Source organism: Cellvibrio sp. BR, from assembly GCF_000263355.1.
Classification (GTDB): Bacteria; Pseudomonadota; Gammaproteobacteria; order Pseudomonadales; family Cellvibrionaceae; genus Cellvibrio.
In genome coordinates this window covers 353,749-369,609 of record NZ_JH668202.1, presented here as the reverse complement: position 1 = coordinate 369,609, position 15,861 = coordinate 353,749, and the positions used below count along the sequence as shown (strand labels likewise).

Sequence of the window (15,861 nt, the reverse complement as noted above, 5' to 3'; positions counted from 1 at the left end):
GAACAGATTCTATGATGCGAGTTTCAATGCGAGTTTTTGGCTGTTTTCTGGCACTCTTTTTGTCATGCACTGTTTATGCACAGACCTTCCGTGTAAGTGATATCCGTGTGGAGGGGTTGCAGCGTGTGTCTGCAGGCTCTGTCTTCAGTGTACTGCCGATTCGTGTGGGTGATGTACTGACTCAAGCCGATATTCAAAGTGCAACTCGTGAGTTATTCAAGGTTGGCTACTTCTCGGATGTGGAGATCAAGCGCGATGGCGATGTGCTGGTGTTGGTGATTAAAGAGCGTCCCGCAATCAATAAAATTGAGCTTAAAGGTAACAAGGCCATCAAAACTGAAAATTTGATGGATAGCCTTAAGGATAACAACCTCTCCGAAGGACAAATTTTTCAACGCGCTACGCTCGAAGGGATTACACAAGCATTGCAGCGCGAGTATGTGAACCAAGGTCGCTATGGCGCTAGCGTGAACATTGAAATTGAAGATATGCCGCGTAATCAGGTTAAGGTGCTGGTAAATATCGACGAAGGCAGCCCCTCGCGTATCAAACAAATCAATATCGTGGGTAATCATAGTTACAGTGAAGAAGATCTGATTGATCTGTTTGAATTAAAAACCACTGGTATGTGGTCGTGGATATCGGGTAACGATAAATACAATAAAGAAAAATTAAAGGGCGATTTGGAGCGATTGGAGTCTTGGTATTTGGATCGCGGATATCTCAACTTTAAAATTGATTCATCACAAATTTCGTTGAGCACCGACAAAGCCAAAATTTTTATTACTGTAAATATAACCGAAGGCGATATTTACAGAGTGAGCGGTATTGATCTCGCCGGTGATCCTGCTATTGATGAAAACATTATTCGCAGCATGATTCTGGTCAAGAAAGATCAGATATTCTCTCAAATTCTAATGACGACTTCGGAAGAGTATGTAACCAAACGTTTGGGTAATGAGGGCTACACCTTTGCCAAAGTTGAAGGTATGCCGGAGCGAAATGATGCGGATAAAACGGTAAAAATCACGTTTTTTATAGAGCCCGGTAAGCGCGCCTACGTTAATCGTATTAACTTCCGTGGCAACACAAAAACTGTTGATGAAGTATTGCGCCGTGAAATGCGGCAGATGGAAGGTGGCTCCGCAAACTCCGCGCAAATCGAGCACTCAAAAGTGCGTCTGGAGCGGTTGGGCTTCTTTAAAGAGGTAAAGGTAGAGAATAAAGAAGTTCCAGGAACGTCCGACCAGATTGATGTTGAATACACTGTCGAAGAACAGCCGTCCGGTAGTATGGGACTGCAGGTAGGTTATGCTCAATATTCAGGTTTATTGTTCTCCGCCAGTATTCAGCAAAACAACTGGTTCGGTACGGGTAAACAAGTTGGCTTCAGTTTTAGCCATAACCGCTATCAAACTGCGTACAACTTTAATTACAACGACCCTTATTTTACACCTGATGGCGTAAGTCGTGGTTTGAGTTTGTACTACACAAAAAGTGATTACGGCTCATATAACATTACTCCCTATAGCACCAATGTTTATGGCGGTAAAATCAATTTCGGTTACCCTATTTCTGATATCGAGCGCATCGGTTTCGACATAGGTTTGCGTAGCCTGGAAGTGGAGCCTACTAGCTATTCATCGCAAGAAATTATTCGTAGTCCTATTTGGAGTCCTAACTTGGGTTATATAACGCAAGATGAAAACTACGAACTTATGGTGCGTGAGCAATTGGGTTTGGATTACCCAACGGGTAGTTTTGAAATTAAGTCAGTTGATGAAAGTATGTTGGGTACACCCGGCTTTCTGGATGTTTATGGCGATACATTTAACGATGCTCAAGTTAGTATGTATTGGCTGAGGTCTACGCTTAACCGAGGTATTCTTGCTAACCGTGGTGCCTCGCAGCAACTGGGCGTGGAAGTCTCTTTACCGGGCGGTGATTTGCAATATTACAAAGTTAATTACACCGGCCAGATATTCCAACCCCTGACTAGATCCCTTACCTTACGTTTGCATACCCGTATTGGTTATGCCGCTGCTTATGGTGATCTGGATGAATTGCCGTTCTTTGAACATTATTACGCTGGTGGGTTTGGTTCGGTGCGTGGTTTCGAGCGCAATACACTTGGTCCCCGTAGTACTTTTATCCGCGAGGCTATAGTCGCGAATACTGTATGGGATGATTTAAACGGTGACGGTATAGCTCAAGCTAATGAGCAAGGTGCTCCTGCATATGTTCTTTGCAGCGACCCCGATGCGGGCAACTACGTTGCTAATGTGGCATGTGATGAGGGTATTTTGTTATCAAATGCCAATAATAATAATTTGGTCGGCAGGACTCGTGGAGCTTTCGGTGGCAATGTTTTAATTCAAGGCGGTGCGGAAATACTTTTCCCGCTTCCATTTATTAAAGATCAACGCTCACTGCAAACTACGTTCTTTGTTGATGCAGGAAATGTGTTTGATACTCATTGTGGTGCGACACAACTCAACTGCTATGATGTGGATCTTGACCACATTAATGCCTCCGTAGGTCTTGGTTTAACTTGGATTTCAGGATTTGGCCCAATGACATTCAGTATTGCGGAGCCATTTAAGGAAAATGATTATGATCGTACAGAAGTGTTCCAGTTTTCATTGGGACAAACGTTTTAATAATAATTGTTTGGGCTAATAATCTAGAGGAATAAATTGTGACTGTTACACAGAAAATGTTTGCTGTTATTGCTTTGTCTTTGGTTTCATCCGTTTCATTTGCACAAGGCAAAGTAGTTGTTTTGGATCCAACGGGCGCAGTAATGGGAACCACTGCTGCAAAAGCTAAGTTTGATAAACTGCAAAAAAGTGCTGATTTTGCTGCAGCAAAAGCAAAGCTTGATGGCCTTGCGGCCGATATCAAAGCATTACAAACCGAGTATCAAAAAGACGGTATGACATGGAGTGCTGAAAAACGCGCTGAAAGTGAAAAGAAATTGCAAAGCTTGGGTCAGGATTATCAATTTCAGGGTAAGAAACTTCAGGGTGAGCAGCAGGCTTTAATGCAGCAAATCATGCAAGAACTGGGTCCGAAAATGGAAGCCGTAGTAAAACAACTTGTTGAGTCTGAAAACATCAGCATGATTGTTGATGCAAAGTCAGTAATGATGGCCAAACCAGAAAATGATTTGACTCCAAAAGTCACTGAACTCTTGAACAAAGCCAAGTAAGTATCACGAGCATATGTTGAAACGCTCTTATCAATTGCTTGAACTTGCACAGCGCTTGGGCGCTGTTTTGGTTGGTGATCCAAAGCATGAGATAAGAGCCTTGGCTACATTACAAAATGCCGAGGCACATAGCCTTAGTTTTCTTGCCAATCCAGCTTACAAGAAATATTTGAGCTCGACTAAAGCCGGCGCGGTGTTAATTCACCCTGATTTGCAAGACGAGTTCGCGGGTAATAAATTAGTTACTGCTAACCCCTACATTGATTATGCTCGCGCGTCGTCACTATTTTCACCTTTGCGTGCTCCTGCCGTGGGAGTGCATCCATCAGCTGTGATTGGCCGGGATTGTGTTATTGCCGCCGATGTTTCAATCGGTGCCAATGCTGTCATTGGTGATGCTGTGACCTTGTCCCAAGGGGCTGTTATCGGTCCTGGGTGCTATGTAGGTGATGACACCTCTATCGGTAAGAATACCCGCCTGGCGGCTAACGTTAGCATTTATCACGGAGTTGTGATTGGTGACGACTGTATTTTGCACAGCGGTTGTGTAATCGGTGCTGATGGTTTCGGTTTCGCACCCCAGTCAGGCGGATGGCTTAAAATTCACCAGCTGGGTGGCGTAGTTATTGGCAATAATGTCGAGATTGGTGCTTGTACCTGTATTGATCGCGGAGCTTTGGATAATACTTGTATTGGCGATGGAGTGATTATCGATAATCAGGTACAAATTGCTCACAATGTCCGTATTGGCAAAAATACTGCAATTGCAGGTCATTCGGCGATTGCAGGAAGCACTATAATAGGCGCTAATTGCACTATTTCCGGTGCAGTAGCAATTGTCGGGCATATAACTCTGGCCGATAAGGTACATATAACGGCCAGAAGTTTAGTGTCCGCTTCGATCAGTGAAGCTGGTTCTTATTCCTCTGGCACTCCGCTTGCGCAAACTAAAGACTGGCGTAAAAATGCGGCCCGCTTTCGTCAGTTGGATTCATTAGCGACACGCTTAATAAAACTTGAACGCAAATAGCGTACATATAATTTCTATTTATTCCTTGGGGTCTAACCATGATGGATGTTAACGAAATCCGTGAATATCTTCCTCATCGCTATCCATTTTTGCTTGTGGACCGTGTTGTAGAGTTGATTGAAGGTGAATCAATTATTGCCTACAAAAACATTACCGTTAACGAAGAAGTCTTTAATGGTCACTTCCCTCAAAATCCAGTTTTTCCAGGCGTGATGATTCTGGAAGCCATGGCACAAGCATCAGGCATTCTCGGTTTTAAAACCATGAATAAAAAGCCTGAGGATGGATCTATTTATTTGTTTGCTGGTGTTGATGATGTGCGCTTTAAGAGACAGGTTGTTCCGGGTGATCGTTTGCAACTTGAATCACGCGTTATTTCCGAAAAGCGTGGTATATGGAAATTTGAATGTAAGGCAAGCGTTGATGGTGTACTGGCTGCATCGGCAACTATTTTGTGCGCAGATCGTAAAGTCTAGAGCGACTACTATTGAATTTAGCGAGAAAGTATTTTGATAGATCCCTCAGCAATCATTCATCCTAATGCCAAGCTTGCACCTGATGTGCAAGTTGGTCCATGGACAATTATTGGCCCCGACGTAGAAATTGATGAAGGTACTGTAATTGCCTCTCACGTTGTTCTAAAAGGGCCAACAAAAATTGGTAAGCATAATCGTATCTACCAATTTTCCTCGATAGGCGAAGATACGCCTGATTTAAAATACAAAGGTGAACCTACTCGTTTAGTAGTTGGCGATCACAATGTGATTCGCGAAGGTGTCACTATTCATCGTGGTACCATTCAGGATCGCGGTGAAACTACCATTGGTAGTCATAATTTGCTAATGGCATACGTTCATGTTGGTCACGACAGTGTGATTGGTAGTCATTGTATTTTGGTGAATAATGCGGCGCTTGCCGGTCACGTGCATATTGGTGATTGGGCTATTCTCAGTGGGTTTACCCTGGTTCATCAATTTTGCAAGATTGGTGCACATAGCTTCGCTGGAATGGGAAGTGCAATTGGCAAGGATGTTCCAGCGTATGTCATGGTGAACGGAAGCCCCGCAGAAGCAAAAAATATTAATGTCGAGGGGTTGCGTCGTCGCGGTTTTACCAAAGACGATATTGCACTACTAACCAAGGCATACAAAACTATTTATCGTCGAGGTTTAACGCTTGATGAAGCTTTGGCTGAGCTTAATCCGTTAGCAGTTTCTTCACCTGCATTACAAGTGTTAATCGATTCATTGAATGCTTCAACACGCGGCATAGTTCGCTAGCATTTCCTCTTCGCGATTTCCATCGCATCAAGTTTCTACAAACCGGAGGGCTGGGTGTCTGATCACATACACATAGGTATTGTTGTCGGAGAAGCCTCCGGAGATATTCTTGGCGCGGCTTTGATGCAAGAGTTGCGTAAACATTTCCCCAGTGCAGAGTTTTCTGGCATTGGCGGCCCACGGATGTTGGCGCTGGGTTTTCACTCCTATTTTCCGCAGGATCGACTGGCGGTGATGGGGCTAATTGAGCCCTTGAAGCGATTGCCCGAGCTGTTGCGCATACGTAAATTTTTGCGTGAACATTTTATCAAGAATCCGCCGGCCGTATTTATTGGCATAGACTCCCCCGACTTTACGATTCCACTCGAAGCATCGTTAAAAGAAAAAGGCATTAAAACAGTTCACTATGTCAGCCCCTCAGTGTGGGCTTGGCGACAAAAGCGGATTTTTAAAATTGCGCGCTCTGTTGACTTAATGTTGACGCTACTGCCTTTTGAGGCCAAGTTTTATCAAGAGCACAATGTCCCAGTAGAATTTGTCGGCCATCATTTGGCTGATGAAATCCCATTCGTGATTGATAAGTTTGCTGCGCGTAAATCGCTTGGTTTGCCTGAGCAGGGGCGTATTGTTGCGCTCTTGCCGGGAAGCCGTGCGAGTGAGGTAGAGCGCATGGGTAGTCTATTTATGGAGTCGGCGGTCAAATGTCTGGAGCAGGATCCAGGCTTATTATTTGTAATTCCTTCTGCAAGCCCGGATCGCTATCGTCAATTGCATATAGCGCTGAATGATTTTGTTGATTATCCGATTCAATTAATTAATGGGCATTCACATGAAGTGATGGCCGCTGCGGATGTTCTGTTGTTGGCATCAGGGACTGTTGCACTGGAAGCGTTGTTGCTGAAAAAACCGATGGTGGTTGCCTATCGGTTGGCGCCACTGACTTTTAAGATATTGTCCTGGTTAGTTAAAACGCCGTGGATTTCGTTGCCCAATTTGCTCGCACAAAAACTTTTAGTTCCCGAGTTGCTGCAGGAACAAGCAACTCCCGAAACCTTGTCCGCAGCGGTAATGAATTATTTTGACAACCCGGAGCAGGCGATAGCACTTAGCGAAACGTTTGCACAAATGCATATTGAACTCAAACGCGATGCCAGTGCACGAGCTGCTGAAGCGATTGCCAGATTAATTCGCACACCGATAATTTAAAAGGTCTAGCTGTGATTGAGCCATTTATCAGTATTTATAAAGGATATCTTTACGCGGGTTGCGATGAGGTAGGGCGCGGTCCGCTGGCTGGGGATGTCGTTGCCGCTGCTGTTATTCTTGATCCCGCTAAACCGATTGCTGGTTTGGATGATTCTAAAAAGCTGACGGAAAAAAAACGTGAGTTATTGTTTGGGGAAATTCAAGCAAACGCAAAAAGCTGGTGCATTGCGCGCGCGTCAGTTGCAGAGATCGACAGCTTGAATATCCTCCAAGCGAGCTTGCTGGCGATGACTCGTGCTGTGCAAGGGTTACACATAGAGCCGGAGCATGTATTAGTCGATGGAAATAAATTACCTAAATGGAAATATGCGGCAGAAGCTGTTGTTAAGGGTGATAGTCGTGTTGCTGCAATCAGTGCTGCATCGATACTGGCCAAAGTGACACGTGATCGTGAAATGATTGTGCTGGATAAACTTTATCCCGGCTACGGTTTTGCTGACCACAAAGGCTATCCCACCAAAGTTCATATGGATGCGCTGGAGCGTTTGGGGGTTACACCTATTCATCGCGTATCTTATGCTCCGGTCAGAGCCAAGATTGAACAAATAGCGTTATTTTAATTTTCTCTCTTTTACTCGCCTAAGAAAATATTATGCCTGCAGCAAATTTTGTTCACTTGCGTTTACACACAGAGTTTTCGCTAAGCGATAGTTTGGTGCGCATTAAAGCGTTGGTTAAGCGTGTGGCAGAACTAAACATGCCTGCCTGTGCTATTACCGATCAAACCAATTTTTACGGTCTAATCAAGTTTTATAAGGCCGCCCAAAGTGCAGGTGTAAAACCGATTGCCGGTAGCGATTTTTGGATCGCCAGTACTGACAGTGAAGGGAAACCGACATTAATTACTCTGCTCGCCATGAATGATCAGGGTTATAAAAATATTATTGAATTAATTTCACGTGCCTGGCGTCAAGGCCAGCAGCAGGGTGTAGCTTATTTACAGCGCGAATGGCTGAGTGAGTTTAGTGATGGTGTAATTGCATTATCCGGTGGCAAGTTAGGTGATGTGGGTATGGCGCTGCTCGGTGGGCGTGCAGCGCAGGCGCAGGAGTTATTACAGGGATGGATGCAGGATTTTCCCGGGCGTTTTTATTTGGAGTTACAGCGCACAGGTCGTGAGAATGATGAAAATCATTTGCATGCGGCAGTCGCCCTTGCTGCCGAGATGAACTGCCCCGTTGTTGCGACGAATGATGTTCGTTTTTTAAAGGCCAGCGAATTTGAAGTGCATGAGGCGCGAGTGTGCATCAGTGAAGGCCGCACGCTTGATGATCCTCGGCGTGAGCGCCGGTATAGCGATCAGCAGTATTTGCGTTCGGCCGAAGAAATGGCTGAGTTATTCAGTGATATTCCTGAGGCAATCGCCAATACAATTGAAATTGCCAAACGTTGCACCATTACCATCCAAATGGGTAAATACTTTTTACCGGAATACCCAGTGCCGGAAGGCATGACGGAAGCAGAGTTTTTCCGCAAAATTTCCCACGAAGGATTGGATCAGCGGTTGGAGCGCATTCTGGATAAGAGCACCGCAGATTATGCTGAGCGGCGTAAAGTCTATGAAGATCGTTTGAATTTTGAATTGGATATTATTAACCAGATGGGATTCCCTGGTTATTTTCTGATAGTAATGGACTTTATCCAGTGGGCGAAGGATCACGATATCCCGGTCGGACCTGGCCGTGGTTCGGGTGCGGGATCGCTGGTTGCCTACTCATTAAAAATTACTGATCTCGACCCACTTGAATACGATTTGCTGTTCGAGCGGTTTCTAAACCCTGAGCGGGTTTCCATGCCGGACTTCGATATCGATTTTTGCATGGACAATCGCGATAAGGTTATTTCTTACGTGGCCGATAATTATGGTCGCGATGCTGTAAGCCAAATCATTACCTTCGGTACCATGGCTGCAAAAGCGGTAGTGCGTGATGTGGCGCGGGTGCAGGGTAAATCTTACGGCCTTGCCGATAAACTTTCCAAAATGATTCCGCCCACACCGGGTATGACCCTCGCACAGGCATTGGAGGAAGAGCCGCAGCTAAAAGAATTTATTGCAGTTGACGGTGATGCCGGTGAAATTTGGGAGATGGCGGTACAGCTTGAAGGCCTTACGCGCAACGTCGGTAAACATGCCGGTGGTGTAGTTATTGCGCCCACTAAACTCACCGATTTTTCACCGCTTTATTGCGATGAAACCGGCGGTGGTTTGGTAACCCAATTCGACAAAGGTGACGTAGAAGAAGCGGGCTTGGTGAAGTTCGACTTCCTCGGGCTGCGCACGCTCACCATTATCGATTGGGCGCGCATTATGATCGATAAGCAGCGCATCAAAAAAGGCGAAGCACCACTCGATATCAGCGCTATTCCACTCGATGATCCTAAAACCTTTGGTTTATTAAAACGCGCGGAAACCACAGCGGTGTTCCAGTTGGAATCGCGCGGCATGAAAGATCTGATCAAACGTTTGCAGCCAGATAATATTGAAGATTTGATTGCACTGGTGGCGCTATTTCGTCCCGGCCCCCTGGAGTCGGGCATGGTAGATGACTTTATCAACCGTAAACACGGTCGCGCGCAAGTGGCCTATCCCGATGCAAAATTCCAGCACCAGAGTTTAAAACCGGTTCTTGAACCAACTTATGGCGTTATTGTTTACCAGGAACAGGTAATGCAAATTGCGCAGGTACTTGCGGGTTATACACTCGGTGGTGCGGACATGTTGCGCCGTGCAATGGGTAAGAAAAAACCGGAAGAAATGGCCAAGCAGCGCGAAGTATTTGAAAGTGGTGCAAAAAATCAGGGTGTTGACCCAGAGCTCGCAATTAAAATTTTTGATTTGGTGGAAAAATTTGCGGGTTATGGTTTTAACAAATCCCACTCTGCGGCTTACGCGATTGTGTCTTATCAAACAGCTTGGTTAAAAGCTCATTACCCTGCACATTTTATGGCGGCGACTATGTCGTCGGACATGGATAAAACCGATAAGGTCGTTACCTTTATCGAAGAATGTCGCACCATGAAATTAAAATTGTTGCCGCCGGATGTAAACTCCGGTGAGTTTCATTTTACGGTGGATGATGCAGGTCGAATTATTTACGGTTTGGGTGCAATCAAAGGCTTGGGCGAAGGCCCGGTTGAATCCATTATTGCAGCGCGTAATGAAGGTGGTCCGTTTAAAGATTTATTCGATTTTTGTGCGCGTGTTGATCCACGCAAAGTAAACAAGCGCGCCTTGGAAGCCATTATTCGTTCCGGTGCTGCGGATAATCTTGGGCCGACAGCCAATACTCCCCAACATAATATTGATCATGATCGTGCGGTAATGTTTGCGGCAATGAGCGAAGCGGTAAAAACTGCGGAGCAGGCGATGGCCAATACCAATGCTGGCATGATGGATTTATTTGGCGCAGTGATGGCGAGTGATGAAAGTAACTCCGATGTTTATGCGGATTTTCGTCGCGTGCGTACCTGGACTATGAAGGAGCGGTTACACGCAGAAAAAGAAACGCTGGGGTTGTATCTTACTGGTCACCCCATCGATGAATATGAAAGTGAATTAACTCACTTGGTGAGTTCGCGTATTTCTAATCTCAAACCGGAAAAGGGCAGCCAAACTATTTCTGGCTTGGTGATTTCCCAGCGTGTGGTGAAAACCAAGCGCGGCGATAATATGGCGATAGTGACACTTGATGATCGTACCGGGCGTATGGATGTCACCTTATTTGCGGAAGTGTTTAATGCCGCGCGTGATGTATTGTTAAAAGATGGTCTGTTAGTGGTGAGCGGGCAGGTTCGTTACGACGACTTTAGCGGCATGCTAAAAATGAGTGCGGACAATATTCGTTTGTTGTCCGACGTGCGTCAGGAAAAAGTGCGTGAGTTGTGGCTGGAATTGGAATCGGGTCTTCTGCCAGCAAATTTTAGTCGCGACCTAAACGATATTCTCGACCCTTACCGCCAGTCACCCCAGCAGGATGCGCGGTGCGCAATTGTTGTCGATTATATTCGCAGCGATGCGCGAGCCCAGTTGCGTTTTGGCAATGAGTGGAACATACGTCCCGAGGATGAATTGTTACAGCATCTACGCGATGCTTACGGCAGTGCCAAAGTGAAGTTGGTGTATTAATCCCTTAGCTTTGCAAGTTCTTAAAACGAGGCTTGCTAAGTTATTTATGTCTTTCAGCCTGCGATGATCGAACTAGACTAACAACAGAGATAACAAAAAATCTGTGTTAACCAGAGTCTGGAGGGAAATACTATGTCATCAATCCTCGTGAAAGATTACATGCAGTCGAATGCCCAAGCTATACCGGCAGATGCCAGTGTGCGCGACGTTGTTGAGCATTTATTGAAGTGGAACGTAACTGGTGCGCCGGTCGTTGACCAACAGCGGCGGGTTATTGGTTTTGTTTCTGAGCAAGATTGCATTAAGGATATGTTAAATAGTGCTTTCTATGCCGAGGACTCTGACAGCGTGACGCGCATTATGCGGCGCGATGTCCTCAGCGTGACACCGGATGCCAGTATTCTTGAGATCGCGGAAACTATGCTGGGTAATAAACCTAAAAACTACCCGGTTGTAGAGCATGGCAAATTAGTGGGATTAATCAATCGTCGTCAGATTTTGCAGGCATTGACTGATAATAACGGCAGCTATTTTTCTCCCAGACGCGGATCCCCCGAGTTCGCGGTCAATTCCAGCGATATTCAATAAACAGCACGGGCGGGCATTGAACCCGCCCGAGTTGTTTTTATGACGCAGTGAATCCTTTATTAATTTGGTGATGATGCCTTTCAAAAGTGCGCAGTAGTCGTGCCGTTGGTGGCGCGAATATCGCTGCAATTTAGTCTGAAAAGATCGACTAAAGCGCCTATTTCGCGTAAGGTAGCGCCCCAATTGTGCCTGCTTGGGTTATGGTTAAAAAGCCAACAATCTCAGGTAGTTGCACTCCCTCTACACGTCAAAATGGTAGTTTCCTACCCGGAACAAGAGCTTGCTATGAATCTGAATTATCTGGATTTTGAACAGCCCATCGCCGAACTCGAAGGCAAAATTGAAGAGTTACAACTGGTTGGCAATAGTTCTGATGTGAACATCGCCGATGAGATTGCAAAACTGCGCGAGAAGAGCACCAAACTCACCGAGACCATTTATTCCAAGTTAACAGCATGGGATATTGTAAAAGTTGCGCGCCATCCATTGCGCCCTTATACCTCCGATTATATTTCCCGCGTGTTTACCGAGTTTGATGAGCTGCACGGCGATCGTCATTTTGGCGATGACGCGGCCATTATTGGCGGTGTGGCTCGTTTGGACGGCAAGCCGGTAATGGTGATAGGCGAAGAAAAAGGCCGCACCGTACATGAAAAAGTGATGCGCAACTTTGGTATGCCGCGCCCGGAAGGCTACCGCAAAGCCCTGCGTTTGATGGAAATGGCTGAGCGCTTCAAGCTGCCGGTGCTGACCCTGATTGATACTCCCGGCGCCTACCCGGGTATTGACTCGGAAGAGCGTGGTATTTCTGAATCCATCGCGCAAAACCTCGCCGTCATGTCGCGCCTGCGTACGCCCATTATTTGTACCGTGATCGGTGAAGGTTCATCCGGTGGCGCCTTGGCAATTGGTGTGGGCGATCAGCTCAACATGCTGCAATACTCCACTTATTTTGTTATCTCCCCTGAAGGCTGCGCCAATATTATTTGGAAAACTGTTGCCAAGGCACCGGAAGCAGCCCAGGCGATGGGGGTTACCTCTAAAATTTTGCAAGACCTGGGTATTGTGGATGAAACTATTCCCGAGCCGTTAGGTGGTGCTCATCGCAATATGGACGAAATGGCCAGAAAGCTGCAGGAGCGTTTGGTTGCGCAGGTGGATCGTTTGAGTAAAGAGCCAATTGATGCACTATTGGAGCGCCGCTACCAACGCTTGATGAGTTACGGCAACTAAAACGCCGATAAAAAACTCGCTGGAAATAAAAAAACCGCTGATGAGAGTCAGCGGTTTTTTTATTGTTAGCCAAACCTTTAAGGCGCTTGAATATTAGCGCGGTTTATTGGGTTTGCCCGGGCGATTGTTGTTGCTGAAAGTTTTACCGGTAGGTTTTGTTTTAGGTGCTGCTGAGGGCGCCTTGGGTGTGCTGCGTCCATCAACCGGCTTGGTTCTAGGTTTGGGTTGTGCTGCTATTTGGCTATTAAATTTTTTCGCACTTTCAAATTTATCGCCAAAGGCTTTTGCCGCGGGTTTCACCTGAGCCTTAGTACTGGTACCCGCACGCGGTTTTTGTTGCTGTGCACGCGCATGGGGGTTATTGCCGCTGCGCGGTTTGTTGCGTGCTTCGGTTTGTTCATCGGGAATCAGGGCTGATGCACTGCTGCCAATCAGGTGCGGCTTGCGCATGGCGCGCAGGGCTTCGCGAATGATCGGCCAGTTGGCCGGATCGTGGTAGCGCAACAAGGCTTTTTGCAGACGACGCTGTTCCAATCCGCGCGGGATATTAATTTTGCCACTCTTATAGGTCAGTTTTTTGAGTGGATTGCGCTCGCTCACATACATGGCTGTCGCCAATGACATGGGCGATGGATAAAAAGTTTGCACCTGATCCACTTCAAAATTATTTTTCTTTAGCCAGAGCGCCAAGTTGAGCATATCTTCATCGCGGGTACCAGGGTGGGCGGCGATAAAGTAGGGAATCAAAAACTGTTCTTTGCCTGCTTCCTTCGAGAATTTATCAAACATACGTTTGAACTCGTAGTAGCTGCTCATCTTCGGTTTCATCATCTGTGCGAGCACACCGTCTTCAGTGTGTTCCGGTGCGATTTTTAAATAACCGCCCACGTGATGTGTCACCAATTCTTTTACATATTCCGGGTCGAGCACCGCCAGGTCATAACGTAAACCAGAAGCGACAGAGACTTTGTTGACGCCGCGAATTTTGCGCGCCTCGCGGTACAAATTGGTGGTGTGTTTATGGCTGGTGGTTAAGTTTTTACAAATAGTGGGGTACACACAGGACAGGCGACGGCATTTGGAGAGCGTCGGCATATCTTTACAAGTAAGGCGATACATATTTGCGGTGGGGCCACCCAAGTCAGAAATATGGCCGGTAAAACCCGGCACCTTATCGCGGATATCTTCAATTTCTTTGAGGATAGATTCCTGCGAACGGCTCTGGATAATGCGCCCTTCATGTTCGGTGATCGAACAAAAGGTACAGCCGCCAAAACAACCGCGCATGATATTGACCGAGGTTTTAATCATGTCGTAAGCGGGGATTTTTTGTTTGCCGTAAACCGGGTGAGGTACGCGCGCATAGGGTAAATCAAATACACCGTCGAGCTCGTCGGTTTCGAGCGGGATCGGTGGCGGATTAATCCAGACTTCGCGGTTTTCGTGTTTTTGAATCATCGGGCGCGCGTTGTAGGGGTTGGCTTCCTGGTGCAAAACCCGCGAGGCGTGTGCATATAAGGTTGGATCTTTGCGCACTTTGTCGAAAGAGGGCAGGCGCACGTAGACTTTTTCCGCATCCATCATTTCACTGCGGTTTTGCAGCGGCATGGGAATAATGCGAATCGGTTGTGGTTCATTCGGATCGAGTGCTTTTTCGCTTTCGATTCCCTGTGCCGGGCAGCCAATCGTTTTCAATTGCTCTGCAGCTTCCGGATTTAACGCGGCAATTTGTTCTGCCATTTTGTCCGGATCGAGCTGGCGTAAACCGACTTGTGAATTGTTGATATCAGTTTGTGCAGCATCCACAACGGACTTGCTGTTGTGTTGATATTCATAGGGGTTGGGCAATTTATCGATATTGCCCGGCCAGTCGATACGGGTGGAATCAATTTCTGTCCAGCCCGCCGGTGGTTCTTTTTTGATAACCACGGTGCCGCGAATACTATCCAATTCTTTAATGCTTTTGCCTGCCGCGAGCGAGTGGGCAACTTCGGCGAGTGCACGTTCGGCGTTGCCATAGAGCAGAATATCGGCAGTGGCATCAATCAATACCGAGCGGCGCACTTCATTGCTCCAGTAATCATACTGGGCGATACGACGCAAACTGGCCTCTATGCCGCCGAGCACAATCGGCACATCTTTGTAGGCTTCTTTGCAGCGCTGGCTATACACAGTGACGGCGCGGTCGGGGCGTTTGCCACCCATACCACCGGGGGTGTAGGCATCGTCCGAACGCAGGCGTAAATCCGAGGTATAGCGGTTGATCATGGAGTCCATGTTGCCCGCGCTCACACCAAAAAACAGCCTGGGTTTACCCAGCGCTTTAAAGGGTTCGGCGCTTTTCCAATCGGGCTGGGCGATGATGCCCACGCGAAACCCCTGGGATTCCAAAAATCGTCCAATCACCGCCATACCAAAACTGGGGTGATCCACATAAGCATCGCCACACACAATGATAATGTCGCAGCTGTCCCAGCCAAGCTTGTCCATTTCGGCGCGGCTCATCGGCAAAAATGGCGCGGGTTTATAGGTTTTGGCCTGGGCGTGAATGTTAGGTTTGGGGTAGGAGAACAGGTGTTTAGCGGTATTCATAGGGATGCAACAAGGGGGGAATTAAACCAGCCGCTATTGTCCCAGAATCGCGGCTGGCGAGACAGCATTAATTTTGATCGTTTATTGAGGGGCGAGTTTTTGCAGTACTTCTTCGTAGCCACCTTCATTGGTGGCATTGTGAAAACCCATGGCTTGCAGGGTTTCAAGGGCGATGCCGGAGCGGCGACCGGTGCGACAGTAGAGGCGCAGGGTGGCATCTTTATCGGTAGTCACTTCGCTAATACGCGCCGCAATTTCTTCAAACGGTATATGGGCAGCGCCCTGCACGTGGCCGGAGTGAAACTCCTCTGCGGTGCGCACGTCAATCCAGAAGTCATTGGCAAGAATTTGGTTGGACATAATCAGTAGTAAACCTGTGCTAAATAAACGAAAAAGGTGTTGCAGCATAACAAGCTCTCCGCGCAATCTGCCACTAGTGACTGTTATTAGCCTAGGCCACAAATGATTACGCCCGCACAGCGGGCGCAGGTCATTTGTGGGGTGTGTTCAATAATTTGACGAAAAGTCTAGATTA

Annotated in this window: 12 protein-coding genes; 10 read left to right on the top strand and 2 right to left on the bottom strand. The window is 46.9% G+C overall.

Annotated features, from left to right (window positions below):
* Positions 1 to 26 precede the first annotated feature (26 nt).
* The 10 genes from bamA (at position 27) to O59_RS11830 (ending at position 12,734) form a co-directional block, all read left to right on the top strand.
* Positions 27 to 2,660, top strand: a complete 2,634-nt coding sequence (gene bamA / locus O59_RS11875) for an outer membrane protein assembly factor BamA (protein WP_007642972.1) — start codon at positions 27 to 29, stop codon at positions 2,658 to 2,660.
* Positions 2,661 to 2,698: 38 nt separating this feature from the next.
* Positions 2,699 to 3,211, top strand: a complete 513-nt coding sequence (locus tag O59_RS11870; RefSeq protein WP_225318309.1) for an OmpH family outer membrane protein — start codon at positions 2,699 to 2,701, stop codon at positions 3,209 to 3,211.
* Positions 3,212 to 3,224: 13 nt separating this feature from the next.
* Complete coding sequence (gene lpxD, locus O59_RS11865; protein WP_007642970.1) at positions 3,225 to 4,241, top strand: UDP-3-O-(3-hydroxymyristoyl)glucosamine N-acyltransferase; 1,017 nt, start codon at positions 3,225 to 3,227, stop codon at positions 4,239 to 4,241.
* Positions 4,242 to 4,279: 38 nt separating this feature from the next.
* Positions 4,280 to 4,717: a 3-hydroxyacyl-ACP dehydratase FabZ gene (gene fabZ, locus O59_RS11860; RefSeq protein ID WP_007642969.1), complete on the top strand. Its 438-nt coding sequence runs from the start codon at positions 4,280 to 4,282 to the stop codon at positions 4,715 to 4,717.
* Positions 4,718 to 4,750: 33 nt separating this feature from the next.
* The gene (gene lpxA / locus O59_RS11855; RefSeq protein WP_007642968.1) at positions 4,751 to 5,521 is read left to right on the top strand and encodes an acyl-ACP--UDP-N-acetylglucosamine O-acyltransferase; all 771 of its coding nucleotides are present in this window, start codon (positions 4,751 to 4,753) and stop codon (positions 5,519 to 5,521) included.
* 54 nt (positions 5,522 to 5,575) lie between these two features.
* Entirely contained in the window at positions 5,576 to 6,727 is a 1,152-nt protein-coding gene (gene lpxB / locus O59_RS11850) for a lipid-A-disaccharide synthase (RefSeq protein ID WP_040392287.1), read from the top strand.
* A 14-nt stretch (positions 6,728 to 6,741) separates the two neighbouring features.
* Entirely contained in the window at positions 6,742 to 7,347 is a 606-nt protein-coding gene (rnhB, locus tag O59_RS11845; RefSeq protein ID WP_040392506.1) for a ribonuclease HII, read from the top strand.
* Positions 7,348 to 7,379: 32 nt separating this feature from the next.
* Positions 7,380 to 10,913 carry a DNA polymerase III subunit alpha gene (dnaE, locus tag O59_RS11840; protein WP_007642964.1) on the top strand — a complete coding sequence of 1,178 codons (3,534 nt, stop codon included), beginning with the start codon at positions 7,380 to 7,382 and terminating at the stop codon, positions 10,911 to 10,913.
* 132 nt (positions 10,914 to 11,045) lie between these two features.
* Positions 11,046 to 11,501 carry a CBS domain-containing protein gene (locus O59_RS11835; RefSeq protein WP_040392283.1) on the top strand — a complete coding sequence of 152 codons (456 nt, stop codon included), beginning with the start codon at positions 11,046 to 11,048 and terminating at the stop codon, positions 11,499 to 11,501.
* Positions 11,502 to 11,786: 285 nt separating this feature from the next.
* The gene (locus O59_RS11830) at positions 11,787 to 12,734 is read left to right on the top strand and encodes an acetyl-CoA carboxylase carboxyltransferase subunit alpha (protein ID WP_040392282.1); all 948 of its coding nucleotides are present in this window, start codon (positions 11,787 to 11,789) and stop codon (positions 12,732 to 12,734) included.
* Positions 12,735 to 12,827: 93 nt separating this feature from the next.
* Here O59_RS11830 and O59_RS11825 read toward each other — a convergent pair whose 3' ends face one another.
* On the bottom strand, positions 12,828 to 15,326 hold the full coding sequence (locus tag O59_RS11825) for a YgiQ family radical SAM protein (protein WP_007642961.1): 2,499 nt from the start codon (positions 15,324 to 15,326) through the stop codon (positions 12,828 to 12,830).
* An 81-nt stretch (positions 15,327 to 15,407) separates the two neighbouring features.
* Positions 15,408 to 15,734 carry a rhodanese-like domain-containing protein gene (locus O59_RS11820; RefSeq protein WP_007642960.1) on the bottom strand — a complete coding sequence of 109 codons (327 nt, stop codon included), beginning with the start codon at positions 15,732 to 15,734 and terminating at the stop codon, positions 15,408 to 15,410.
* Between the last annotated feature and the right edge of the window lie 127 nt (positions 15,735 to 15,861).